This is a genomic window from Croceibacterium xixiisoli (genome assembly GCF_009827305.1).
Lineage (GTDB): Bacteria > Pseudomonadota > Alphaproteobacteria > Sphingomonadales > Sphingomonadaceae > Croceibacterium_C > Croceibacterium_C xixiisoli.
The window spans coordinates 893641-918860 of record NZ_WTYJ01000002.1 but is presented as its reverse complement, the minus strand read 5'-3'; the positions used below and the strand labels follow the sequence as shown (position 1 = coordinate 918860).

17 protein-coding genes are annotated in these 25220 nt (G+C 60.7%); 9 read left to right on the top strand and 8 right to left on the bottom strand.

Going from position 1 to position 25220, the window contains the following annotated elements:
• Positions 1-13: 13 nt before the first annotated feature.
• On the bottom strand, positions 14-685 hold the full coding sequence (locus GRI97_RS13285) for a hypothetical protein (protein WP_161391638.1): 672 nt from the start codon (positions 683-685) through the stop codon (positions 14-16).
• A gap of 73 nt (positions 686-758) precedes the next feature.
• Between GRI97_RS13285 and GRI97_RS13280 the strand changes: the two genes are divergently transcribed.
• The 3 genes from GRI97_RS13280 to GRI97_RS13270 are packed head-to-tail and all read left to right on the top strand — an operon-like array spanning position 759 to position 3921.
• Positions 759-2675, top strand: coding sequence for a pilus assembly protein TadG-related protein (locus GRI97_RS13280; RefSeq protein ID WP_161391637.1), 1917 nt, complete (start codon positions 759-761; stop codon positions 2673-2675).
• Positions 2672-3283, top strand: a complete 612-nt coding sequence (locus GRI97_RS13275; protein WP_235917789.1) for a TadE/TadG family type IV pilus assembly protein — start codon at positions 2672-2674, stop codon at positions 3281-3283. Before GRI97_RS13280 ends, GRI97_RS13275 begins: the two co-directional genes overlap by 4 nt.
• Positions 3283-3921: a TadE/TadG family type IV pilus assembly protein gene (locus GRI97_RS13270; protein WP_161391636.1), complete on the top strand. Its 639-nt coding sequence runs from the start codon at positions 3283-3285 to the stop codon at positions 3919-3921. Before GRI97_RS13275 ends, GRI97_RS13270 begins: the two co-directional genes overlap by 1 nt.
• Positions 3922-4048: 127 nt before the next feature.
• Here GRI97_RS13270 and GRI97_RS13265 read toward each other — a convergent pair whose 3' ends face one another.
• The 3 genes from GRI97_RS13265 to GRI97_RS13255 all read right to left on the bottom strand — a co-directional run bounded on the left by GRI97_RS13265 (position 4049) and on the right by GRI97_RS13255 (position 6997).
• Entirely contained in the window at positions 4049-5410 is a 1362-nt protein-coding gene (locus GRI97_RS13265) for a pyruvate dehydrogenase complex E1 component subunit beta (RefSeq protein WP_161391635.1), read from the bottom strand.
• Positions 5410-6558, bottom strand: coding sequence for a pyruvate dehydrogenase (acetyl-transferring) E1 component subunit alpha (gene pdhA, locus GRI97_RS13260; RefSeq protein WP_235917788.1), 1149 nt, complete (start codon positions 6556-6558; stop codon positions 5410-5412). Before pdhA ends, GRI97_RS13265 begins: the two co-directional genes overlap by 1 nt.
• 160 nt (positions 6559-6718) lie before the next feature.
• Positions 6719-6997, bottom strand: coding sequence for a septum formation initiator (locus GRI97_RS13255; protein ID WP_161391633.1), 279 nt, complete (start codon positions 6995-6997; stop codon positions 6719-6721).
• A 157-nt stretch (positions 6998-7154) separates the two neighbouring features.
• Here GRI97_RS13255 and hppD point away from each other — a divergent pair, with 157 nt between their 5' ends.
• Entirely contained in the window at positions 7155-8246 is a 1092-nt protein-coding gene (gene hppD / locus GRI97_RS13250) for a 4-hydroxyphenylpyruvate dioxygenase (RefSeq protein ID WP_161391632.1), read from the top strand.
• A gap of 205 nt (positions 8247-8451) precedes the next feature.
• A complete protein-coding gene (locus tag GRI97_RS13245) occupies positions 8452-8994 on the top strand; it encodes a hypothetical protein (RefSeq protein WP_161391631.1) in 543 nt (180 codons plus the stop codon).
• A gap of 63 nt (positions 8995-9057) precedes the next feature.
• On the opposite strand, the gene GRI97_RS13240 is transcribed toward GRI97_RS13245, so the two are convergent.
• The gene (locus GRI97_RS13240) at positions 9058-10386 is read right to left on the bottom strand and encodes a MarR family transcriptional regulator (protein ID WP_161391630.1); all 1329 of its coding nucleotides are present in this window, start codon (positions 10384-10386) and stop codon (positions 9058-9060) included.
• A 646-nt stretch (positions 10387-11032) separates the two neighbouring features.
• Between GRI97_RS13240 and GRI97_RS13235 the strand changes: the two genes are divergently transcribed.
• Complete coding sequence (locus GRI97_RS13235) at positions 11033-14383, top strand: TonB-dependent receptor domain-containing protein (RefSeq protein ID WP_235917787.1); 3351 nt, start codon at positions 11033-11035, stop codon at positions 14381-14383.
• 203 nt (positions 14384-14586) lie between these two features.
• Here GRI97_RS13235 and GRI97_RS13230 read toward each other — a convergent pair whose 3' ends face one another.
• Positions 14587-15795 (bottom strand): glycosyltransferase, encoded by a 1209-nt coding sequence (locus GRI97_RS13230; protein WP_161391628.1) that lies wholly within the window; start codon positions 15793-15795, stop codon positions 14587-14589.
• Positions 15796-15937: 142 nt separating this feature from the next.
• On the opposite strand from GRI97_RS13230, the gene GRI97_RS13225 reads away from it, so the two are divergent.
• Positions 15938-17146 carry a polysaccharide pyruvyl transferase family protein gene (locus tag GRI97_RS13225; protein WP_161391627.1) on the top strand — a complete coding sequence of 403 codons (1209 nt, stop codon included), beginning with the start codon at positions 15938-15940 and terminating at the stop codon, positions 17144-17146.
• Positions 17147-17202: 56 nt separating this feature from the next.
• Here the strand turns inward: GRI97_RS13225 and GRI97_RS13220 are convergent, their stop codons facing one another.
• Together GRI97_RS13220 and GRI97_RS13215 are read right to left on the bottom strand one after the other, a co-directional pair.
• Positions 17203-18207, bottom strand: coding sequence for an SDR family NAD(P)-dependent oxidoreductase (locus tag GRI97_RS13220; protein ID WP_161391626.1), 1005 nt, complete (start codon positions 18205-18207; stop codon positions 17203-17205).
• A gap of 241 nt (positions 18208-18448) precedes the next feature.
• Positions 18449-21904, bottom strand: coding sequence for a TonB-dependent receptor domain-containing protein (locus tag GRI97_RS13215; protein ID WP_161391625.1), 3456 nt, complete (start codon positions 21902-21904; stop codon positions 18449-18451).
• A gap of 687 nt (positions 21905-22591) precedes the next feature.
• On the opposite strand from GRI97_RS13215, the gene GRI97_RS13210 reads away from it, so the two are divergent.
• The gene (locus GRI97_RS13210; RefSeq protein ID WP_161391624.1) at positions 22592-23584 is read left to right on the top strand and encodes a zinc-dependent alcohol dehydrogenase family protein; all 993 of its coding nucleotides are present in this window, start codon (positions 22592-22594) and stop codon (positions 23582-23584) included.
• 35 nt (positions 23585-23619) lie between these two features.
• Positions 23620-25197, top strand: a complete 1578-nt coding sequence (locus GRI97_RS13205) for a tannase/feruloyl esterase family alpha/beta hydrolase (RefSeq protein WP_161391623.1) — start codon at positions 23620-23622, stop codon at positions 25195-25197.
• Positions 25198-25220: the final 23 nt, after the last annotated feature.

The window sequence follows — 25220 nt, the reverse complement described above, 5'->3', positions numbered from 1 at the left end:
TCCGGCCGGGGGGTCAGCGCCCGAGCAGGCCGAGCCGCACCGCCAGGGCGAAGGCCCCGCCCCCGGCCGCCAAATGGCCATCGCCCCGTGCAACCGCCCGCGCGCCGAGCCCGGCCAGCACCGTCAGCGGACGAAGGGGGCGCGGCAGGCGGAAGGCGGTGGGCGAAGGCTTGCCGGCCAGTTGCAGGATCTGCGCCTTTTCCGCCGGGGAGGATATGTTGCCGAGCAGATCGGCCAGCGCATAGACCCGCCCAGCGTCCTGCGCAGCTTGTGCGGCATCGGGCAGATCGAGTTGCCGGGCCAGTTCGGCAAAGCCCCGGCCGCGCCCTGAGGCGAAGCCTTGTATCGCGGCGGGCGTCAGATCATCGGTGACCAGTTCTTCCCACCCATCCACCATCGGCACCAGCGCGGCAGGGTTGCGCCATGGCGCAAGCAGGGCGAGCACCTGATTGCCCTGCGGCCAATGGCTCGCCGGCTTGACCAGGGTGTCCCGCCACCAGGCCAACCGTAGCTGGGTGAGCACCGGTTCCCGCATCTGCCGCAACAGCGTGCCCAGATGGGCATCGAGCAGCAGCAGGCCGAGGGTGGGCTGGCGCGCTGCGGCCGGCGCATAGCTGAGCGCCAGCTGCTGCAATTGCGGCAGATCGGCGGTGTCGGACCGAGCGGTGGGAGAGTTTTCATTCATAGGGGTAACCGCTCCTTAACGACCGGCCGATAAGAAGCGAGGCTGTTATTTTTCCCGACGGATTTTTGCGGAAATGGCGCCCAATAAGAACAGAACCGGCTTCCTGCCCGACCTGCTTCGCAATGAGGCGGGCAATACGCTGGCGATCTTCGCAGCAGCGCTGGTGCCGATGCTGGCGATCATCGGCAGCGGCGTAGAACTGAGCCGAGCCTATATGGCCAAGACGCAGTTGCAGAACGCGTGCGACGCTGGCGCATTGGCGGGGCGCAAAGCACTGGCGGAAACCGGGCAGTATGGCAGAACTGAACAGGGCAAAGCCACGACCATGTTCCGTGCCAATTTCGATCACCGCAGTTATGGCCTGGGTGTGCCGAACTTCACCACCCGGGCCGACGATGAGAACAATGTGGTCGGCACGGTTTCCGTCCCGCTGCCAACCGTCATCATGAACTTTTTCAACTTTGAGACCATCGATCTGGAAGCCAATTGCACGGCTGAACTCCAGATTGCCAATACCGATGTGATGTTCGTGCTGGATACGACCGGATCGATGGCATCGAGCATGTCTGGAGGCGGTACGCGCATCAGCGGCCTGCGCGATGCCGTACGGGATTTTCACCTGACTTTGGCCAATGCCCAGATACAGCCGGAAACACGTATTCGTTACGGATTTGTACCCTATTCGACAACCGTTAACGCCCGTGGCCTGGTGTCGGCAGGACACATGCCTGCGAGCTTCTTTTCAAGCTCGGCGCCGTTTCAGACGCGACGTGTCACCTTCAGCGTTGCCGAAAATGTTGGGACCGGCAGCAACACGACCACCGGGCGGGAAGAAACAAATGCCCAAAGAGTGACGCAGTCCGCCTGCAGCACTTGGGCGACATCTTCGAACACGACCGGAACTCCGCCTGCCACGACCGTGACCAGCGGTTATCAACTTGTAAGCTGGACCCGCACTAATTTCCTCAGCACCACAGGAACCTGTATCAGGCGGTCGTTCCAGACCACCAACACGTTCAAGCAGATTTTCCGGATTGCAAATCCGGCAAACAAATGGCGTTATGAACAAGCTACTGTCAACACAACTGGTTTGGCTGGACTGGGCCAAGTCGCTTACGCCACCGATGTGGCAGATACGGCTTGGGTAGACACAGCCGGAACCTATGATGTTCGGCAACTCGCGGCGTTCGGCAGCCAGCGCAGCGGTGGCATAACAACCACCAATTCGACCTGGGGCGGGTGCCTGATGGAACGGGACACCGTCCGTGCAACCAGCTTCAATCCCATTCCAGCAGGCGCGCTGGACCTGGATATCAACAGCGAACCCGATGCGGGCAACCCGGGAAGCTATTGGCGCCCGATGTGGCTGGACATCGCCTATGATCGCAATGCCAACCCCTACCGACGGGAGCAGACAGGGACAACATACTATCCGATCGATTACAGGGCCTGCCCGACTGAAATGATGGCATTCCGCGAAGTGGATATGACCAGTGCCACTGTTCCCGGATGGTTGAACACCTATGTCAATAGCCTGAGGGTTGAAGGCTTTACCTATCATGATGTGGGAATGATCTGGGGCGCGCGTCTGAGCAGTCCGACAGGCATTTTCGCTGACATCGTAGATGATCGACCGGATGAGCAGGCCAATCGTCATATCATCTACATGACCGATGGTGAGATGGACGCCAACCGGATCGCCTATACCGCCTATGGCCACGAGCAGCTGGAAAACCGGATAGCTATCGCGGGAACCCTTGATACCGGTCCGTTGGAAGCAATTCACGCGCTGCGCTTCCGGGCGGCATGCCAAGAAGCGAAGAACGAGGGTTACACCATCTGGGTTATCGGGTTCGGCACCACGATCAGCGATGATCTAAGGAACTGTTCCAGCGGCGATCGCGCATTTTTTGCCGGTAATATCGCCCAGTTGCGCTCAACCTTTAGCTATATCGCTTCGCAAGTTGCCGATTTGAGACTGACCCAATGATGCTTGACCGCTGCCGCAAAACCAGTGCCGCGCTTGCTCGGGACACAAGCGGGGCCACGATCGTGGAGTTCGGCTTCGTTGCACCGATCTTCGTGATCATGCTGCTTGGCATCTTCGAATTGGGACATGTGGTGATGGCGCAGGCCACGTTACAGGGCGCCGTACAACAGGCGGCGCGCGACACCACGCTGGAAACCGGCCTGGGCAATTATCAGGCGATCGATGACCATGTCGAAGCCATGTTGAAGACGACGATTCCCAACGCGGAGGTTTCCTTCGATCGGCGCAATTATCACACCTTCAGCGACGTCGGCCGGCCCGAGGATTATGTCGATGCCAATCGCAACGGCGTTTACGATCCCAATGAATGCTTCACCGACATTAACAACAACGGGCAATGGGATGCCGACATGGGCCGCGAAGGCATCGGCGGCGCGGACGACGTCGTGTTCTACACGGTGACGGTGGCCTATGATCGTCTGTTCCCGATCGGCAATTTCCTGGGTTGGAGCGACACCAATACAATGAGCAGCAGCACGGTGCTGCGCAACCAGCCCTATGGCTCCCAGTCCGAGCGTGCCGGCAAGCAGATCTGCCGGGGGAACTGATGAGCAGATCGTTTTTCCGGCGGCTGAAGGCAGATACCAGCGGATTGGCGTTGATCGAGTTCGCCTATTCGCTGCCGATCATGCTGTTTCTGGCCCTGGGCGGCATCGAACTGGCCAATTATGCAGTGACCCAGACGCGCATCAGCCAGATGACGATCACCGTGGCGGACAATGCATCCCGCGCGAAGCAGGTGGTGGTCAATGCCAACCCCCGCTTCCGCGAATATGATGTGCAGGAAGTGTTCCGGGCGGCGGAAATCCAGGCGGGAAACCTGGATATTCGCGGCCGAGGGCGGATCATCATGTCCAGCATCGAGCGCAATGCCCAGGGCGGCCAGTGGATTCACTGGCAGCGCTGTTTCGGCAGGGGCAATTTCCGGTCATCCTATGGCGTTCAGGGTGCGGGGCGGACCGGCACCTCGATCACGGCCATCGGACCGGCGGGCCGGCAGATTGTCGCCGATGCCGGATCGGCGATCATCTTCGTTGAAATCTTCTATCCTTATGAAGCGCTAAGCATGCCGGACATCATCCGCGCTCCGACGATCCGCAAGACAGCGGCCATGTATGTGCGCGACGATCGCGATCTGTCGCAGATCTACAATCCTTCACCGGCCGTCGCGGTGGCGTCCTGCTGAGCCCCGCCATTCCAGGCCAAAGAGACCGAGACGCAAAAAGCCGGGCGAATGCACTGCATTCGCCCGGCTTTTTGTTACCCTGCCCCAACCCGGTCCCTTGGGCCGGATCGGAGACAGCGGATCGCGATCAATCGCGGTAGCAGACATTCTTTGCCGCAGCGACAATGCGCGGGGCATCGATCAGGGCCAGAGCTTCCAGATTGGCAGCATAGGGCAGCGGCACGTCTTCATTGCAGACGCGCAGCACCGGGGCATCGAGCAGATCGAAGCCTTCTTCCATGCAGATCGCGATGATTTCCGACGCGATCGAGCAGACCGGCCAGCCTTCTTCCGCGATGATCAGGCGATTGGTCTTGGCGAGGCTGGCCAGGACCGTATCCTTGTCCAGCGGACGCAGCGTGCGCAGGTCGATGACTTCGGCATCGATGCCTTCGCCAGCAAGCGTTTCGGCTGCTTCAAGCGCCAGGCCGACGCCGATCGAATAGGACACGATCGTGACATCGGAGCCTTCGCGCATGATCCGGGCCTTGCCGATCGGCAGGACGTGATCATCAAGCTGGGCGACTTCGAAATTGCGACCGTAGACCAGTTCGTTTTCGAGGAACACGACCGGATCTTCGCTGCGGATCGCCGCCTTGAGCAGGCCCTTCGCATCCGAGGAATCATAGGGCGCGATCACGATCAGGCCAGGGACATTGGCGAACCAGGGGCCATAGTTCTGGCTGTGCTGGGCGCCGACGCGGCTGGCCGCGCCATTGGGACCACGGAACACGATCGGGCAGCGCATCTGGCCACCGGACATGTAGTTGGTCTTGGCGGCGGAGTTGATGATGTGATCGATCGCCTGCATGGCGAAGTTGAAGGTCATGAATTCCACGATCGGGCGCAGGCCGCCCATCGCAGCCCCCGTGCCGATACCGGCGAAGCCATATTCGGTGATCGGCGTATCGATCACGCGCTTCGGCCCGAATTCAGCCAGCAGGCCCTGGGTCACCTTGTAGGCGCCCTGGTATTCGGCGACTTCTTCCCCGATCACGAACACACGTTCGTCACGGCGCATTTCTTCGGCCATGGCATCACGCAGCGCGTCACGCACGGTCATCTTGATCATGTTGGTGCCGGCCGGCACCTCAGGATCAGAAGCCTTGGCGACCGGACGCGGGCGTTCCGGCGCAGAAGATGCGGCGGGCGCTGCTGCCGGTGCGGCTTCCGCAGCCGGAGCGGCCGCTGCTGCCGAGGCATCTTCGCCCTCAGCGGCCAGCACGGCGATGATGGTGCCGACCTTCACGTTTTCGGTGCCTTCGGGAACCAGGATCTGGCCCACGGTGCCTTCGTCGATGGATTCGAATTCCATCGTGGCCTTGTCGGTTTCGATTTCCGCCAGAACGGTGCCGGAGGAAACCTGATCGCCTTCCTTGACCAGCCAGCGGGACAGCGTCCCTTCTTCCATGGTTGGGGACAGGGCGGGCATTTTCAGTTCAATCGCCATCAGTAGCTCTCCACCAGAACGTCGGTGTAGAGTTCGGAAGCGTCAGGCAGTGGCGAGCTTTCGGCGAAATCCGCTGCTTCGGCCACCTGAGCACGGATACGCTTGTCGATATCCTTCAGCTTCTCTTCATCGATGCCCATCTTGATCAATTCTGCTTTTGCGCCCTCGATCGGGTCGCTGTTTTCGCGCATGTTCTGCACTTCTTCGCGCGTCCGGTACTTGGCCGGATCGGACATGGAGTGGCCGCGATAACGATAGGTGTTGAGTTCCATCAGCACCGGCCCATTGCCTTCGCGCACATGGGCGAAGGCGACCTCTGCTGCCTGGCGCACTTCGAGCACGTCCATGCCGTTCACCTTCATGCCCGGAATGCGGAAGGCCGTGCCGCGGCGATAGAATTCGGTTTCGGCCGAGCTGCGCTTGACCGCAGTGCCCATGGCATATTCGTTGTTTTCGACCACGAACACGATCGGCAGGTTCCACAGGCTGGCCATGTTGAAGGTTTCGTAAACCTGGCCCTGGTTCGCCGCGCCATCACCGAAATAGGCGAGGCAGATCCCGCCATCGCCACGATACTTATGGCCGAAAGCCAGACCACCGCCGAGCGAGACCTGCGCGCCGACGATGCCGTGGCCGCCGTAAAACGCATGTTCGGTGCTGAACATGTGCATCGAACCACCCTTGCCGTGCGAGATACCCGCCTGGCGACCGGTGAGTTCGGCCATGATGATCTTGGGATCGATGCCATAGGCCAGCATGTGGCCATGGTCGCGATAGCCGGTGATGACGCTGTCCTTGCCTTCCTGCAGCGCAGACTGCAGGCCGACGGCGACGGCTTCCTGGCCGATATAGAGGTGGCAGAAACCGCCGATGAGGCCGAGGCCGTACAGCTGGCCGGCCTTTTCCTCGAACCGGCGGATCAACAGCATCTGTTCGTAGAGATGGAGCAGATAATCGGAATCTGCATCGAAGCGCGAGCTTTCGGAGAATCGATCCTGCAGGCTGCGGAGTTCGAAATTCTCACCGGCGGAATCTTCACTGGCCGAATTCTTGTCAGATGGTGCGGACGCTGCCGCAGATTCGACCGATGCACTCTTCACCGGTGTCCGCTTGGGCTTCCCGGGTGTGGAACTGGCGGCTCTTGCCAAGGCATTTTCCCCTTTTCGCGTCCCGCATGGACGCCTCTTCGCGGGCATCTATAGGCGGTGAAACGCGGCGCTGGCAACGCCCGCGATGCGCCCAAGGCAAGGAAAGTGCATGATATAGTGCAGGCCGCCGGGGACGGCCGATGGTACCACCGGCATCGGATCAATGCCGGGGCTTGAGTTCCATCACGTAATCATCCGGATGGGCGACATTGAGATTTTCGCGGATCAGTTCTGCGGCCAGATCACGGTCGGCATTCTCAGGATCGAGCAGATCGACATTGTTGCTCAGATCCGCCCGCTGAAGTTCCAGCTCGGCGATATGCGCCTGTCGTTTTTCGAGCAGGGCCGAGCTTTCCGCCCAGGCGAGCGCGCCATAGGGCCCGACCAGCGCCAGGCCGCCGAGCAGGAGCAGATAGGACAGCGCCGCAAATTGCGACATACGCCCCTTCAAGCCCATCTTTTTCGCCGGCAGCACCATTTGCCGACAGAATCACAGTTATACCGCAGTATCAAGCAGATTCAGACGATTGCTGATGATTTTCGTCCGAATATGTCACCGCTTGAGACAAAGTGATAGATTGGTTACAGTGGAAACCATGGCCGATCTGTTCGACAATCCGCTGCAACTCGACGGGTTCGAGTTTCTGGAGTTCTGCGCACCGAACAAAGGCGTGCTGGAGCCGGCGTTCGAAAGCATGGGATTTAGCCTGGTCGCCCGCCATCGCAGCAAGGATGTGCAGCTGTGGCGGCAGGGCGGGATCAATCTGATCACCAATTACGAGCCCGGCAGCCCAGCCGCCTATTTCGCGGCCGAACATGGCCCATCGGCGTGCAGCATGGGTTTCCGCGTGCGCGATGCCGCCAGGGCCCATGCGCTGGCGATCGCGCGCGGGGCGGAGCCGGTGGCAGTACCGACCGGCGCGATGGAGCTGAACATTCCGGCGATCCGCGGCATCGGCCAATCCCTGATCTATCTGATCGACCGCTATGGCGATGATCTGACGATCTATGACATCGATTTCATTTATGAAGACGGTGTGGAGCGGCATCCCCATGGGGCGGGCCTGCACACGATCGATCACCTGACCCACAATGTCTATGCCGGGCGGACGGCGCATTGGCAGGATTTCTACGCCCGCATATTCGGTTTTCGCGAATTCCGGCAGTTCGATGTGAGCGGCGAATATTCGGGCTTGAACACCCGCGTGATGATGGCGCCGGACGGGCGCATCCGCATCCCGCTGAACGAGGAAGGCGCCGACGGAAAGAGCGGCGGGAAAGGGCAGATCGCCGAATATCTGCGCGCCTACAATGGCGAGGGAATCCAGCATATCGCGCTGGCCAGCGACGATCTTTATGCCGCGCTCGACAGTCTGAAACAGCATGGCATGCAGTTTGCCCCGCCCCCGCCCGACACTTATTACGAAATGCTCGACGAACGCCTGCCAGGCCATGGCGAGCCGGTGGAAGAATTGCGCCGGCGGGCAATATTGGTGGATGGCAGCACCGAAGGGTCATCGCCCCGACTGCTGATGCAGATATTCAGCCAGTTGATGGTGGGGCCGGTGTTCTTCGAATTCATCCAGCGCAAGGGCGACGAGGGATTTGGCGAGGGCAATATCACGGCCCTTTTTCGGTCCATGGAAGAAGACCAGCTGCGCCGAGGGACGCTGTCCAAGCCGGATTAGCCATGGCGGGTCAGGCATGCGGGTTGTGGCCTTCCACCGCAATCCGCTTGCGCACGGGCGCGCCAGTCGCCACTAGGATAAAGATCGATGGAATGATCGGTCGCTGCGTCAAAAATCCCTTGTTTTCCGGATGATCCGAATCGCCAGGCGATTCCGCCCGGTCGAGGGAAAGGCCGCGCCGCCGACGAGAGGGAGTCTGAAAGCCATGAATGCGCCGCGCGCAACCTATCTGCTGGCAGGCGCCGCCGCGCTGCTGGCCGCCACCGCCCCGGCAACCGCCCAGGTCAATGGCGAAGTGGTGCTGAACATCATGCGCGAATGCGCCAAGATCGATGATCCGTCCGCCCGGCTGGCCTGTTACGACAACAATATCCGTGCCGCCGGCGCCAATCCGCGCACGGTGCCGGGCAATGCCCCCGCTCCGCGCGGCGGCGGTGCGCCTGTGGCGGCGACGGGCAACACCGCAGGCTTTGGCGGCGACAGCATCCGCACAGCTGAACGGTTCCAGACCCCGGCCGGCGAAGCCAGCGAGATCACGGCGCGCATCGCCTCCATCCAGCCGCGTGAACCCGGCGTCTATCTGGTGGAGCTGGAAGATGGGGCGCAATGGCTGTTCAGCGAAAGCGTACCCAACAATTTCGGCGTTCCGCGCCGTGGCGATACTGTCCGCATTGCGCGGGCAGCCATGGGCAGCTTCCTGATGCGGATCGACAAGCAGGCACCGGTGCGGGTGCGCCGGGTCCGCTGACCCCCGCGATACCCCCCGGCCGCGCTGCGCGCCGGGGGAATTACAAGCCTGCGAACAGGCGGTTCAATGCTGTTCGAATTCGGCGAAGGCCCGTTCGCGTTCCAACTGCGCCGAGGCATTGCGGCGGATTTTGTCAAAGATCGCCAGAAAGCGCACGCGCCTGTCCCGTTCCAGCGGGGCCATCAGGAAAGTGCTGCGATCATTACCGGCCTGCTGAATGATGGCGAACAGTTCCTGCCCGGCATCTGTCAGGGAAAATCGCCCGTGTCGCCGCCCTGGGCGCCCGCTGCGGGTGATCAGCCGTCGTTCCATCAGCGCGTTCAGGGTGCGGCTGGCCTGGCTGTGATCGCGGTGCAGGCTATTGACCAATGTCGACCAGTCGACCGGAGCACTGCGGCCCACTTCGGACATGACGAAAGCTTCGAACCGGGACAATCCGGTCAGCCGCTTGAAGGCCAGCCCGCCGCTGCGCGCGAAATAGGACAGCAGCGTCATGAGCGAAGGCACGATCCGCTTGCGATCGATTACCAGCTGACCTTCGATCCGCCGTTCGAAATTCCGCGTCTCGGCATCCCCGTCCGCCTCGCCGTCTGCACGCGCAGGCACCTGCGCCGCCAGTTCGCGTTCCTGATCATAGAGCGCCACAGCCCGATCGACCAGCAGCTCGATCGTGTCCGAAAAGCTTTCCAGCTCTTCATCGCTGATGTCGAAGGTGAGTTCGCGATTGCGCAATTCCGCGAGACGCAGCAGCCGGGAAGAAAGCCCCTCCCCAGCGATCGTAAGGCGAAGGGGTGAGCGCAGCTGATCCCGCTCCGCCACCCCCAATTCCAGCAGGCGCTTGACCGAGCGACTGACCTGCGCCTTGTCCACGCCGACGGCACTGGAGATATCAGCGGGCGCCATGGGACCGGCGGTCTGCAGCATCATGAGGATGCGGCGATCCAGCTCTATCAGATCACGTTCACGGGCATAGGACAGTTCCGCGCTTTCGCGCACCTTGTGCAGCACCTGCCATAGATCGCTCTGGATGACGTGTGACTGGGTGGCGCGGTCCAGTTGCAGGCGCGCGGTCTGTTCATCGGCAATCGCGTCGAAACTGTTCAGCAGCAAATCCAGCCTGGTGGCAACGCCAGGCGGCAATTCGCCACCCGCGCCGACAGTCACCCGGGCGCCAAGCGCAAAGGCCTCCACGATGGCAACAACATCCTGCAGCAGCGGCCCGAAGGCTGTGGTAAGGATGTCGAGCTGTTCAGCAGTGAGCGGTTCGAAAGCCCCCCGGGTCCAGACGCCAAGCGCGCGTTCACGCAGCAATCGGCGCCACCCTGGCCTTGCCAGCTCTGCACTGCCGTCACCGCCTGATCGACTGGCAGCACTGCCGCCGGGATCGCTCATGCCTTCCGCCCTCCAACACCCCAGATTTGTGCGCCTACCTATGCGGTAGAGTTATTTTCCATCGGTGAACAGCCACCCGCATTCCGAAGAATTCGGCAACATGCGCCAGCTTTCTCCCAGTCCGCAAAACTTAGCCACGACCGATGCAGCTTGGCAACACCCACCTCTGTGCGCAGACACATGCTGAAACATTTCGGTTTTATTTCAATTCATTAGCTCTTGATACAATTTGCGATCTGCATGGTTTTCAACGATTTTTCAGGCGAATGATCCACGCTTGAACCACCCCGATGTGACGCAATCGGCAAATGGCGCCATCTGGCCGTCTGGACAGCGTCAACTAGCGACAATAAGACGCGGGGGAATTGGACCACACCGAGTCATATGGGGTGGCCATCAGGGGAGGATGCTCAATGATTGCAACGGTGCACGCCACCGCACGATCAGCCCGCAAAGCACGTTGCGGCGTATGCGATTCCCGCAATATTTCCGGCTATTCAACCCGTTCTGCAGCGGCCGCTGCTGCGCATTGTTTCGACAATGTATCGGCTGCCATGTTCGGTCGCACGGCCTGATCTGGATTACCGGCTGCGACTGGCAGCCAAACTTTACGTGAAGGGAGCACAAAGTGAGGATGTTCAATAACATGGGGGTTCACAAGGCCCTGTTGCTGGCAGGTTGCGCCAGCACAGTAGCCGTCGCCGCACCGGCGATGGCGCAGGAAGCAGGAGCGGAAGAGGCTGCCGCACCGATCGTCGTGACCGGTTCGCGCATTCAGCGCCGCGACTTCGAAGCAAACAGCCCGATCGTGACCGTTGACAGCGCGCTGCTCGAACAGTCTTCGACGGCCGCTATCGAGCAGAACCTCAACCGTCTGCCGCAGTTCAGCCCGGCCAAGGTCCCGACCGCCGGCGGCGACATTCAGCCGACCGCGACGAACACTCCGGGTTCGGCAACCATCTCTCTGCGTGGTATCGGTGCCAACCGTAACCTCGTGCTGGTTGACGGCCGCCGCGCCACCCCCTCCAACGCATCGGGCGTGGTTGACGTTTCGACCATTCCTTCGGCAGCGATCGAACGCGTTGAAATCATTTCCGGTGGCGCATCGGCCACTTACGGTGCCGACGCTGTTGCGGGCGTGACCAACTTCATTCTGAAGAAGAACTTCCGCGGCCTGGAACTGGACGCGCAGGCCGGCATCACCGAAAAGGGTGACGGCTTCGAATACCAGATTTCCGGCATCATGGGCACGAACTTCGACGATGGTCGCGGCAACGTGAGCTTCGCCATGTCGATGAACACCCGCGAAGCCAACTATCGCAAAGATCGCCAGTGGTTCCAGGACCTCTGGGCCAATCCCGACACGACGGCATCGGGCTTCTTCGTTCGTAACCCCGGCATCGAATTCACCTTCGGCAACCCGATCCAGAATTCGAACGCAATCTACAACGAACTGTTTCCGAACCGCGGCAATCTGCCGATCACCAACCAAGGCGTGACTTTCTTCGCCAATCCGGATGGTTCGCTGTTCACCACCGATTTCGTGAACCGTGGCGGCGCGACCGGCTTCAACAGCCCGAATGACGACAACCATTACAAGCTGACCTCGGCGGGGACCATTGGCCCCAACTTCACCGACGCGATGCTGATCCTGCCGCTGACGCGTTACAACGCGCTGGCTCGCGGTAACTATGAAATCAACGACTGGATCGGCGTGTTCGGCCAGGCGACTTTCAGCCGCGTGCAGACCAACACCCAGCAGGAAGCTGGTCCGCTGACCGGCGGCTGGTCTACCCTCGTCCCCTGGGGTTCCGGTGTCTACACCGGTGGTGCGCTGAACGGCTATTCGCCCAATGTCAGCTCCGTGTTGCTGAATGGCATCAACGGCTATGTTGATCCGACGCCGGGTATCCTGACCGACAACCCCACCAACCCGGCATTCGCAGCAGCCTACGGCAATCAGTTTGCCTGCGCCACTGCTGCTGTGGGCGGTTGCACCAACAGCGCCATGTTCGGCAGTCTGATCCCCGCGGATCTGCAGACCCTGCTGAACGCACGTGAGAACCCGAATGCACCATTCACTCTGCGTGGCCTGCTGCCGGTTCCCCGCGCCGGTGAAACCACCGTCACCACCTACAACCTGCTGGGAGGTTTCGAAGGCAAGATTCCGGGCACCGACTGGACCTGGGAAGCTTTCGTCAACCACGGCGAATCCGATACCTTCTCCAACCAGACCGGTATCTTCTCGCTACAGCGCCTGCGTACCCTGCTGACGTCGCCGAATTTCGGTGAAGGTTTCAACTTCGTTGGCAACCCGTCTGGCGGTGGCTTCGGCGCATCGACCGGCACCTGCACCAGCGGCCTGAACCCCTTCAACAACTTCGAAGGCGTTTCGCAGAATTGCTGGGAAGCTGTTACGGGCAGCCTGCGCAACCGTTCGACCGTGCGTCAGACGATTGTGGAAACCAACCTGCAGGGCGGCCTGCTGGAACTGCCCGCCGGCACGCTGCGTGCAGCCGTCGGCGCCAGCTATCGTGAACTTGATTTCAACTTCATCAACGATACGCTGACCACGCAGGGCCAGTCGTTCCTGGATCAGGCTCTTGGTATTTACCCGAGCGGCAATGCCCAGGGCTTCATCGATACGCAGGAAGTCTATGGCGAACTGCTGATTCCGGTCCTTTCGGACATCCCGGGCATCAAGCAGCTGGACCTGGAAGTCGGCGGCCGTATTTCCAATTTCAGCACCACCGGCACCAGCTACACCTACAAGATTCTGGGTGACTGGCAGGTAACCGACTGGCTGCGTTTCCGCGGCGGTTACAACCGTGCAGAACGCGCACCGAACATCGGCGAACTGTTCCTGGCTTCGCAGCAGACCTTTGGCGGCAACAACCGCGGCGACGTCTGCTCGACCCAGAACCCGGGCAGCTTCTCGGCCAATCCGAATGCAAACCCGACCGGCTGGCAGAATGTCCTGACCACCTGCGGCCTGCTGATGGAACAGTCGGGCGATCTGACCGCAGACAGCCAGTTCTATGGCAATGACTGGCGTGACATCATCGCCGGCGGCGCTGCGAACCTGGGCACCACGGTCACTCAGCCGCAGTCGAACACGGTTGGCGGTTTCTCGTTCCCGACCCTGGTCGGCAACGCAAACCTGACCCCGGAAAAGGCAGACACCTGGACTGCCGGTGTGGTGATCACCTCTCCGTTCTCCAGCGCGCTGCTTTCGCGTCTGCGTCTGACGGTCGACTACTACAACATCAGCGTAAAGGACGCGATTGCGGCCCAGACCGTTGGTTCGGCTCTGCAGCAGTGCTTTGACCCGGCTCTGAACCCGCTCGCGACCGATCCGGTTGCAAATGCGGATACCGTGTTCTGCCGTAACGTGGCACGTAACCAGACCGGTGCCCTTGGCAACGTCCTGCTCACCTATGTGAACAATGGCCGCTTCAGGGTTTCCGGTATCGATGCCGCACTCGATTGGGGCTTCGATGTTGGTCCGGGTACGCTGAGCATCAATTCGATGCTGAACTATCAGCTCGAATTCAAATCAGCTGACCTTCCGACCAACCCGTTGGTCGATTATGCAGGCACCTTCGGCACCACCGAAAACGGTCTGAACCAGGGTGCATATCGCTACCGCCTGTTCAGCACGCTCGGCTACCGCGTCGGCGCTGTCGGGGCTTCGCTCCAGTGGCAGCACCTGCCTTCGGTGAAGGACGCGTCTTCGGCTCTGCTGCCGACGTCGACCCTTACCGGCGCCAAGGCATATGATGTGTTCCACCTCAACGTGACCTATCAGGCTGCGGAAAATGTTGGCCTCCGCTTCGGTGTAGACAATCTGTTCAACCGTGCACCGCCGCTCAGCGGCGTAAACACGGCGAACACTTCGCCTGCGACGACCGGCCAGCTGCCGGGCGGCACGTATAATGACACGTTCTATGACATCAACGGTCGTCGCTTCTACATGGGTGCGAACTTCAAGTTCTGATCCGCGTAATCATAAGACGACACATGATCTGGCCCTCCCTTCGGGGAGGGCCATTTTTTTTTGCGCAATGCTGGCGCCTGTTTGCACCGAATGATGCTGACGCCGGGCACGACAAGCCGACGCACCATGCGAGGCATGGCGCGATAAATCATTATATCGAAATCAGATTATCCGCCGACCGCTGCGACAGGCGGTCTGGCGCGTCAGCCTTGGCGCAGCAGACGCTGATATTCGGCGATCTGGGCATCCAGGCCCGTCTGGCCAAACACGGCGCGAGCCTCCGCCCGGCCCGCCGGGGCGACCGGATCGGCCAGACTTTCTGCAATGGCCTTCGCGAAGCCGGCCGCATCATCGCGCACGACGAATTGATCCTGCATGTCGGCGGGGAATCCTTGCACGCCGATGCGGGTGGTGACGATCGGGGCGTCATAGCGCAGCATGTCGATCGATTTCACATTCACGCCGCTGCCCGACAGGATCGGGTTTACCAGCACGCGCGACTGCGCAAGGATTTCGTCCGCACTGGGGGCATTGGGCACCAGCACGATATCGGGCGCGGTGGCGAACAGGGCCAACGCCTCTTGCGATGGGTTGGCGCCGGCAAAACGCAGCGTCACGCCGGGGCGGAGCTGGCGCAGGATGGGCAGCACTTCGTTCACAAACCAGATCAGCCCGGCCAGATTGTTCGGCAGGCGCATATTGCCGATATAGCCGACATCGAATTGCCGCTCCGTTGCCGGGATCAGCGTACCATGGGCCGAACCGGGATAGACGGTGGGCGCCCAGGACAGGTTCTGTACGCCCTGCCCGCGCCAGTAATCGAAATCATCGGCGGAAATCTGGAACGACCAGGCGGATTCCCGGGTCATTCGATCTTCCCACCGCTTCAGACCCAGGCGGGCGAGCGTGGTTGTGATGCGCGCCTTGGTGCTGCGGGCAAGCCGGGACTGCTGGGCGAAATAGCGGAATTCGACATTGTGGCCGCGCAATATGGCCGGGACGCCGCAAGCCCTGGCCAGATGATTGCCGAGGAAGCCGCCGTAAATGCCGTCATTGACCACCGCATCGGGCGCAAAGGCCTTCGCTTCTGCGGTAAGCCGGTTCAACGTGACGCGATCGGGGATGCGGGCGGAAACATGGCTGGGATAGAGCGGCAAGCGGACCAGGCGGCGCAGGAAGCTGCCCGTATCGTGACCGATGGGGATGACTTCGATCGATTCAAAGATCGACCGCAAGGCGTCCAGATCGCCGGGCGCCCCTTCGGGATCGATGGGCGATTTCCAGCAGATCAGCCGCAGCTTCCAGCCAGCCTCGGCAAAGCCCTTCCAGCGGTTGAACTGATCGACCTTGTGCCCGTAATTGGGCGGATAGGGCAGGTCGAGCGTGGTCACGATCAGTCTTCGCCCGCTCATTGCCCTGCCACTCCGTGATGTAAATTTACACGCCTATTGCATTGCACAATGCGCCGACGCAATGCTGCCTTCGAAAGATTTTACGGGCGTTGCAGACCGCGTTTGCGCGGCAGCGATGCAGCATTATTCCCGGAGACCCAGAATGAAGTTCTATTATCTCGGCCAGGTTTCGATGGCCAATCGCGGCTGCGAAGCGCTGATCCGGTCCAACACCAAGATCATCCGGGAAAAATATCCCGAAGCGCAGCTGCTGTGCCCCAGCCATGACCCGGCGCTGGATCGCAGGCAATGGCCGGATGCCGAACAGCATGGCATCAGCTTTGTGCCGGTGCCTGATTTTCCCACCTCGCTGAAAATCTATGGCAGGGTGTTCAAGGCTTTGCCGGCGGTGCGCAATCTGGGCGCCCTGCCCATCCAGTTCGACAGCCGCAGCCGGGAACTGCTGGCCGATGTCGATGCCGTGCTGATGACTGGCGGCGATATCATTTCCTTCGATTACGGCCTTAACGCGCTGTATTTCTGGGCCGGGCTGGTCGATGCCGCGCATCGCATGGGCAAGCCGACGCATCTGCTGGCGGCGTCGGTCGGTCCGTTCAAGGATTCGCTGACCGAGCGCCAGATGGTCGACCATCTCAAGCGCTATACCACGATCAGCGTGCGCGAGACGGCGAGCCTGGATTATCTGACATCGCTGGGCATCACCAATGTGCACCTTGTCGCGGACCCGGCCTTCGTGCTGGACGCGGAAGAGTTCGACACGAGCAGCTTCATGCCGGAAGGAAATGAATGGCTGGGCTTCAACGTCAGCCCGCTGGTGCGCAAGTTCCGCGTCGATGATGCGTCGCGCGAAGCTTTCGACAATGATATCAAGGCCTTCATCCGGCGCGTGGCGACCGAAACCGGCCTGTCGGTGATCATGATCCCGCATGTCGATCCGCTGACCGGCACCTGGGACAACAGTGACCGCGCCTATATGAGCCGGCTGATCGAGGGGATGGAGGATTTGGGGCCGCGCATTTCGATGACGCCGGATCTGCTCAATGCTTCGCAGATCAAGCATGTGCTGAGCAAGTGCCGCTATTTCATGGGCGCGCGCACGCATGCGACGATCGGCGCCCTGTCCAAGGGCGTGCCGACGCTGTCGATCGCCTATTCGGTCAAGGCGGTCGGCATCAATCGCGACCTTTTCGGATCGACCGATTACGTGTTGCCGACGCCCGATGTCACCGCAGGTACGCTGTGGGACAGCCTGCTGATGCTGCAGCGCGAGGAAGAGACGATCCGGGGCAAGCTGGCCGAGAAGATCCCGGTCTGGAAACTGCGCGCGCGGGAAAGCGTCAGGCAGCTTTAAATCCATGTTCGTCGGGCTGCCGCGCGATCCGCTGCGGCAGCCCGACGAACATGCCGCTACACGGCGTGATATTGGCGGTACCAGTCGACGAAGCGGGCTACGCCCACATCGACTGAGGTGGTCGGCGCATAACCCAGATCGGCTGCAATCGCATCGATGTTGGCGAAGGTGCGTGGAACATCGCCCGCCTGCATCGGCAGCATTTCGATTTCTGCCTTGCGGCCACAGGCATCTTCCAGCAGGCCGATCACCCGCATCAACCGTTCCGACTGATTGTTGCCGATGTTGTAGATCGCATGCGGCTTCGTGCTGCCACCCGGCTTGAGCATGCCGTCATCTGCCGGGGGATTGTCCAGACAGGCGATCACGCCGGCGACGATGTCATCGATAAAGGTGAAATCGCGAAACATATCGCCGTGATTGAAAACGGGGATCGGCTGCCCGGCCAGGATTTTCGAGGTGAAGATCCACATCATCATGTCCGGTCGGCCCCAGGGGCCGTAGACGGTGAAGAAGCGCAGCCCCGTGAGCGGCATGCGATAGAGATGGGCATAGGTTTCGCTCATCAGCTCATCCGCCTTCTTGGTGGCGGCATAGAGCGAGAGCGGATGGTCGACCCGATCATCCACCGCGAAGGGCACTTTGTCATTGCCACCATAAACGGAGCTGGAGCTGGCATAGACCATCGGCATGGAATCCCGATGCCGGGCCAGTTCGAGCATGTTCAAATGGCCCATGATGTTGGATTCCACATAGGCATGCGGATTCTGCAGCGAGTAGCGTACGCCCGCCTGCGCGCCGAGATGCAGGATGGTGTCGAAATCCTGCCCCGCCACAGCCTGACCCAGCGCAGCACGATCGGCGAAATCCGCCTCGACAAACCGGAAGCGACCAGCGGCGTTTTCGGCGACATCTTTCAGCCGATCCCGCTTCAACGAGACCTGATAATAATCGTTGAGGTTGTCGATACCGATCACGCTGTCGCCACGGGCAAGCAGGGCCTTGCTGACAGCAGCGCCGATGAAGCCGGCAGCGCCCGTTACCAGAATATTTTTCGTCACAAATTCGCCCTTCGGTCCGATGATGATGGCCCGCGATCAGGACCGATTTATCACTTGGGCTGCGCGAAACAGGGTGATTCACTGGCAGCTCAGGAGGGCCGGACAATGGCTGCTCCGGCGCAGTTCGGCAAAGCGCAAATGCGCCGGACGAAGCCATTTCTTGCCGCACGGGCGGGCCTTATAACGCAATGACGCCCTTCTTCAGCAGAAGGGCGTCATCCCGCTTATTGGTCATGCAGTATCAGAACTTCAGAGTTGCCCCCATCGAGAAACGGCGCCCCTGGACATCGTGCAGCAGGTTGAAACCGCCCCCTGGCAACTGGCCCAGGCTCGGATCGACATTCACATCGATATTGGTCCGCGGCGGCCATTTGTTGAACAGATTGTCCACCCCGAACCGCAGGCGGACGTTGTCGTTCAATTCGTAGCTCGCATTGAGATTGAACAGATTATACGCGGGCAGACCATCCTGATCGGTGCCCTGCGCCGCCAGACCGTTCATGAACAGCGCTTCGTTGGCATCTTCGGTCGCCGGCATATGCTGCCACTGCAGGGACAGATTGGCCGGTCCCCAGCGATAACCCACCGTACCAAAGATGCGATATTCGAACGAGGAACCGGAATTGAGCCCCTTCACCGTGGCGCCGGTGGTGCCGACATAATCCACCAATGGTCCGCTGTTCGTTTCCTGGACCTTGAAATCGATCATGTAGCTGCCGTTGAGGTTCAGCGAGAGTACACCCGGGCCCGCATCCATGGCCCAGCTCAGTTGCGCATCAATTCCGGACAGCTGAATCCTGCCGTCATTGGTGTAAGTGCCATACATCTTGGCACTGTTGAGCTGGCCAAAATTGCCCGTGTCGGTGGTCGGATTACGCGCCACGTTCTTGCACGCCATGGCTTGGATCGCGGCCTGTGCTGCCGTACGGCTTTGGGCAGAACCAAGCCCGCCGGCACTGGCTCCGGTTACCAGCGGATTGGACTGCGGATCGATGCAGAACTGCAGCAGGGCACCCGCCCCCACCTGCCCGATCGGATCCTTGATCGAGATGTTGAAATAATCGACAGTCAGGTTGAAGCGAGACAGCAATCCGCCCCTAATCGGGGACTGCACGACGAAGCCGGCCGTCCAGGTATCCGCGACTTCCGGTCGCAACGCCGGGGTCGAGGCATCGATCGTATCGCGATAAACCTGGTTGCCGATGGCGTAGGAGAAGCCGGTTCCCCCACCCGTGGGCTGGCGGGTCTGGGCATCGACCGGATTGTAGTAGCTGAACTCAGCATCCGGTGCGATGAACACACCGCCATTGTCGCGCGCCATCAATTCCATGCAGACGGCCTGGACATCCAACGCCGCCGCTGCGCCGCCGGCATTGGTGGCAGCATTGGCCGAAGCCGGATTGTTATGCCGGGTCGAGCATAGATCGCCAATGATATCGGTCCGGAATGCCTGCTGCGGCGTGAGCAGCAATTCGGCGATATTGGGCGCCCGTTCGGCGCGGTTGAACCCGCCCCGGAAGCGCAGCCAGTCGTTGACCTGCCAATCACCCAAGACTTTGTAGGTGTAGCTGGTGCCCGTGGTGTTGTAATTCGATATACGGCCGCCGACCTCAAGATCGAACTGCTTGATCAATGGCACATCCGACAGCACCGGAATGAGCAGTTCGCCATAGACTTCCTGTGCATCAATCTGCCCCAGCATGTTGGAACTGGGGTAGATCCCGATCACCTGATCCAGGAAGGATTGGCCAGCGGTCGCCAGCGTATCGTTGTCCAGACGGTAGACATTTTCACGGTAGCTTGCCCCCAGAGCATACCGCAACCGCCCTGCAGGCAGATTGATCAGCCCACCCTGGATGTTGAATTCCGCAATGGTTTGTCGCGTCTGAGAACGGTTGGCCACATTTGCTGCGATCGCCTCCCGACAGTCCTGGGTGATCCCCTCGTAGCCACCGAAGAAGTTGAGTCCGCTGGCGCAAGAACCGGTCGAGGCGCCAAAACCGCCGCCGGTCGGGTTGCCGGTGAAGCTGAAACCCTGGCCCATGTTGGGAGAGGTGAAGACAGCACGGGTTCTTTCCAGCGAGTACATTCCGGTCTGCAAGGAGAATGTCGTCGATTCACCGTGATTGACGAAAGCTTCCCAAGTCCAATCGGTCCCTGGTACCGAACCTTCAAAGCCAGCCACCATGTTGTAGGTGGAAACACTCGAAAAGGTCTCACGCGGATTGGGCAAGAAGCCGGTGATCGAATAGCTGGCATTGGGATTGGGCCGCGCGTTCAGCAGTGTCTGAAGACTTTGCGGCACGACGGCCTGAAACACTTCGGTGTTGCTGCAACCATTCGGGCCATTGGCACAGGCAAGCAGCCCGCCGTAAAGATTGCGGAACGCCGGATTGGTCGTGCCATTGGCAAGAACCGATGACGGCGTTGCCGCATTGCCGACATAACGCCCATCACCCCAGGGCATGCTGACCCCCCAGCCCCCGCTGATCGGGCCGGGTTCCTGGATGGTGCGGGTTTGATTCTGGCTGAACATCGCCTGCCCGAACACGCCAATCCAGTCGTTGATTTCATAATTGCCCCGCGCCAGCGCATTGTAGCGCGTCAGCGGCACCGTTAGGTAGGTCAGTGCATTGATGTAGGACAGGGTCCCCACATCGGTCGTTTTCCAGAACGCGCCCCGATCCTGTGCATCCCACGGTTTCCAGGCCGCCGAGCCGCCGCGCCCGTTGAAGCCGGTGGTGAAGATCGATCCATCCTGATTGAAGTAGACGGCATTGGTGTTGTTCGGAACGGCAGGATTGGCCCCGGGGAACATATTGCTCAGCACGCAGCCCTGCGGCAGGGCAGCGCAATTGGCCGGCAAGCCCAGGCCCGTGACGCCGGGGCGGGGAACGAAGAAGAACTGCCCGGATGTGGTGCTGGGGTCCGCCCAAAGATCACGATACCAGGGACGATCCGCGTAGAGCGAATCCTCACGCGTGTTGATCGACATGGCCAGGCTGACATTGCCGCGCCCATCAGCCACGTCGCTGCCGATAATGCCCGAGATCTGATATTCGAAGGCATCGCCGTACTGGCTCATGCCCGCTTGCGCATCCAGTTCGATCCCCTGGAAGTTCTTCTTCAGGATGAAGTTGGTCACACCCGCCACTGCGTCCGCGCCATATGTCGCCGATGCGCCGCCCGTGATCACCTCGACCCGTTCCAGCGCGGAGCTTGGTATGGTCGAAACATCGACGGAACCTGTCGCATTGCCCGGTGTCCCGCGGCGCCCGTCGATCAGCACCAGGGTGCGGTTGGACCCGATCCCGCGCAGCGAAACCGTGGCGGCACCAGGCGTATTGGTGGCGTTGGGCTGGATATCGCCACCAGCGGGGGTCAGGCCGCCTTCATTGTTCTTGGCGGTGGAGGACTGGGATACCACGAATTGCGGCAACCGGTTGAGTTGCTGTTCGACAGCGGCGGTACTGGACTGCTGCAGAAAGGTTGAATCGACCGAAACGGTCGGACTGCCGGCCACGAAATCCGGCCGTGCGATGCGTGAACCGGTTACAATGATGGCATTGTCCCTGCTTTCGGCCCCCGTTTCCGGCTCCGCATCCTGCGCCATGGCAGGACTGGCCACTGCAAAGCAGCCCGCGCTGCTCGCCAGCAGCAGAGCCTTTACCAGGCCCGAATTGCTCAATCTCCCCACTTGATGCTCCTTCTGCACAAGGCGCGCCAACAGCGGCACCGCTGGCGCCATGAAACGAACAGCAATTTCAGGAGATGCAGAGACAACAGAGCCCATCGTACAGAATACGACCGACGTTACGCTGCTGTCATGCTGGCATCCTCCCCCTTTTATGGCCCTGTCTTTGAAGTGCAGGGTCCAATCATCACTTCATATGACTCAAATATTCCACTGTCCAGCGATGCAATGAAAGATTTTATCAATATCCATTTCAAAAATGTAACTTGAGAAGAAATCTATGTTTTATAGTACATTTTAAACAATGCTTGGGATTGAGCGGCGTTTTTACCAGAACTTTTGTGTATGAGCACGGCGTCCTTCCTCACATTTTATGTCAGAAACAACGCCGCATGGGGAAAGGGCCGGCACTGAATGAAGAACATTTTCGCTGACATATGTTTGTAACCAGAACGTTTCAGTAGTGTATCATTTGCCTGATTGTTACAGCCCGTACGCCTGATGCTGAATATTTGTGACTTTCACAAATAGGGCAGCGACACGCACGGACGGCAGCGCAAATGCGTGGCGCTTGACACCCCTGATGTGGGGCATTTTTCTCTCTCAACGAAGAGACATCCGAACGTCTGCAGGGCTGGACAATCACGCCCATGGCGCGCAATTCCTCCGGAAAAATGGGAGAGAGATGCCATGGTGAAGGCAATACGCATGCATGAACTGGGTGGCCCGGAAGTGCTGCAGATCGATGATATCGACATCGGGAAACCAGGAGTCGGAGAAGTGCGCATCCGGGTGGAGGCCGTCGGTCTAAACCGTGCAGAGGCGATGTATCGGGCCGGTCGTTACCCGGTCGCACCGCAGCTTCCGAGCCTGATCGGATATGAAGGGGTTGGCATCATCGAATCGCTTGGTGATGGTGTCACCGATTTTGCGGTGGGCGATCGGGTTTGCGTGTTGCCGATGATCCGTCAGGGTGAATATGGGATATGGGCGGAGCAGGCTATCGTGCCGACCCGGATCCTGCTGCCCTGCCCACCTGGCCTGTCCGCCATCGAAGCGGCATCGATCTGGATGCAATACATGACGGCCTATGCCATCATCGAGGTTGCAAACATTGGCTTGAATGACGCGGTTCTGATCCGCGCGGCATCATCCAGCGTTGGCATTGCCGCCATTCAGCTGGCCAATTGGGCCGGCGCGGTTTCCATTGCCTGCACCCGCACATCGGCCAAGCGGGATGCATTGCTGGCGCAGGGCGCCGCCCATGTAGTTGCCACGGACGAGGAAGATTTGGTTGCGCGTGTGATGGACATCACCGCCGGCAAGGGCGCCCGTGCGGCATTCGACCCCGTGGGTGGCCCCTATGTGGAAACGCTCGCCACAGCACTGGCGCCGCGTGGCATCCTGTTCATCTATGGCGGCCTCAGCGAACAACCCACGCCCTATCCGCACTGGCAATGCGCGTACAAGGGCCTGTCGATGCGCGGCTGGATCGCCAGTGAAATCTGGAACCATCCGCATCGTTACCAGGCAGCGCAGGAGAAAATTCTGGCCGGCCTGGCCAGTGGTCATTTGAAGCCTGTCATTGCCCGCAGCTTCCACGGGTTGGAAAGCCTGCGTGACGCCAATGCCTATCTTGAATCGAACGATCAGGTCGGCAAAGTCGTCGTCGCCATTTCATGATAACACATTCGGGTTTTGGGGGAATTTCCATGCGTATGAAACGCGCTGTCCTGTTCGCACCGCTGCTGGCCACCGCCGCCGTCGCGCAATCGCCAGCGGCACCGGCTGACACCATGAGCGAGGTCCAATGCAAGGCCATGGCCAGTTTCCAGCTGCGGCCAGGTGTGACCATCATCTCTGCCAAGCTGATCCCGGCCACATCCGGCAGCGCCGCTCCGGGCCCAGGCGCGCCGCCGACCCCCGCCCTGCCCGCCCATTGCATGGTGGAAGGCACGATTGATCCGCACACCGGGGCGGATGGCACCGCCTATGCCATCGGTTTCGCCCTGGCCCTGCCGAGCGAATGGAACGGCCGCTTTCTGATGCAAGGCGGCGGGGGCCTGAACGGCAGTGTCAGACCGCCGATCGGCGCCGCCGCCGCCGGCCGCGTGCCTGCGCTTGCCCGTGGCTTCGCGGTTATCAGCCACGACAGCGGCCACAAGGGTGAGGGATTTGATGACAGCTTCATGGCCGATCAGCGGGCCGGGCTGGATTTCGCCATGTCTTCCGTGCCCACGGTCACCATTGCCGGCAAGGCGCTGACCGAACATTTCTACGGCCGCTCCATCGCGCACAGCTATATGGCCGGCTGTTCCACCGGCGGGCGCGAGAGCATGCTGGCATCGCAGCGCCATCCGGAAATGTTCGATGGCATCGTGGTCGGCGCCCCGGCCATGCGCACGGGCCATTCCAACCTCGGCACGGGGTTTGCCAAGGTGCAGTTCAACCAGGCCGCACCGCGCGATGCGCAGGGCCTGCCGCTGTCCGAACAGGCGTTCAGCCCGGCTGATCGGCAGACGATCCATGCCGGCCTGCTGCAGCAGTGCGATGCCCTGGATGGCCGGGCTGATGGGATCATCACCAATGTCGCCCAGTGCCATTTCCGCCCTGCGGCCCTGCAGTGTTCCGCAGCCAAGCAGGATGGCTGCCTTTCGGGCGATCAGGTCGGAGCGCTTGAGCGCGCCTTTGCGGGTCCCAAGGACGCAGCCGGCAACCCTGCCTATGCATCCTTTCCCTGGGATACCGGGGTGACCGACATTTCCGGCCCGGTGTCGGGCTTCATCGTCAGCGGCAAGGCCGATGTCCTGGGTCCGGCAAACCGGGATCTGACCTTCGATGTGGATGGCCGCCTGCAGCAGATCCGTTCCGACGGGGTGCAAACCCTGACCGACACCAATGTGTGGACCGATCTGGACACCTTCCTCGGACGCGGGGGCAAGATCCTCTATTACCATGGCGTAAGCGACGCATGGTTTTCCGCCTTTGACAGTTGGGATTACTGGCAGCGTGCCGCAGAACGAAACGGCCAGTCCTTCACTGATGCCAGCCGGTTCTACATGATCCCGGGCATGGCCCATTGCCGGGGCGGTGACAGCTTTGGCAGCTTCGACCTGCTCGGCGCCGTCGTCGACTGGGTAGAAAAGGGGCAGGCACCAGAAAGCGTCATCGCTCATCGGGAGAGTGGCGAACCCGGAGAACGCCCGCTGTGCCCGCATCCCAGCTATGCCCATTACACTGGCGGAGATCCGCTGAAAGCGGGTAGCTATCAGTGCCGGCAACCCAGCGCGAGTTGAGAATCACTCCGCATTCAGGCCTG

Coding starts and splice junctions, on each gene's coding strand:
- GRI97_RS13285 (WP_161391638.1), bottom strand. CDS start 685: ATGAATGAAAACTCTCCCACCGCTCGGTCCGACACCGCCGATCTGCCG.
- GRI97_RS13280 (WP_161391637.1), top strand. CDS start 759: ATGGCGCCCAATAAGAACAGAACCGGCTTCCTGCCCGACCTGCTTCGC.
- GRI97_RS13275 (WP_235917789.1), top strand. CDS start 2,672: ATGATGCTTGACCGCTGCCGCAAAACCAGTGCCGCGCTTGCTCGGGAC.
- GRI97_RS13270 (WP_161391636.1), top strand. CDS start 3,283: ATGAGCAGATCGTTTTTCCGGCGGCTGAAGGCAGATACCAGCGGATTG.
- GRI97_RS13265 (WP_161391635.1), bottom strand. CDS start 5,410: ATGGCGATTGAACTGAAAATGCCCGCCCTGTCCCCAACCATGGAAGAA.
- GRI97_RS13255 (WP_161391633.1), bottom strand. CDS start 6,997: ATGTCGCAATTTGCGGCGCTGTCCTATCTGCTCCTGCTCGGCGGCCTG.
- hppD (WP_161391632.1), top strand. CDS start 7,155: ATGGCCGATCTGTTCGACAATCCGCTGCAACTCGACGGGTTCGAGTTT.
- GRI97_RS13245 (WP_161391631.1), top strand. CDS start 8,452: ATGAATGCGCCGCGCGCAACCTATCTGCTGGCAGGCGCCGCCGCGCTG.
- GRI97_RS13240 (WP_161391630.1), bottom strand. CDS start 10,386: ATGAGCGATCCCGGCGGCAGTGCTGCCAGTCGATCAGGCGGTGACGGC.
- GRI97_RS13235 (WP_235917787.1), top strand. CDS start 11,033: ATGGGGGTTCACAAGGCCCTGTTGCTGGCAGGTTGCGCCAGCACAGTA.
- GRI97_RS13230 (WP_161391628.1), bottom strand. CDS start 15,795: ATGAGCGGGCGAAGACTGATCGTGACCACGCTCGACCTGCCCTATCCG.
- GRI97_RS13225 (WP_161391627.1), top strand. CDS start 15,938: ATGAAGTTCTATTATCTCGGCCAGGTTTCGATGGCCAATCGCGGCTGC.
- GRI97_RS13210 (WP_161391624.1), top strand. CDS start 22,592: ATGGTGAAGGCAATACGCATGCATGAACTGGGTGGCCCGGAAGTGCTG.
- GRI97_RS13205 (WP_161391623.1), top strand. CDS start 23,620: ATGAAACGCGCTGTCCTGTTCGCACCGCTGCTGGCCACCGCCGCCGTC.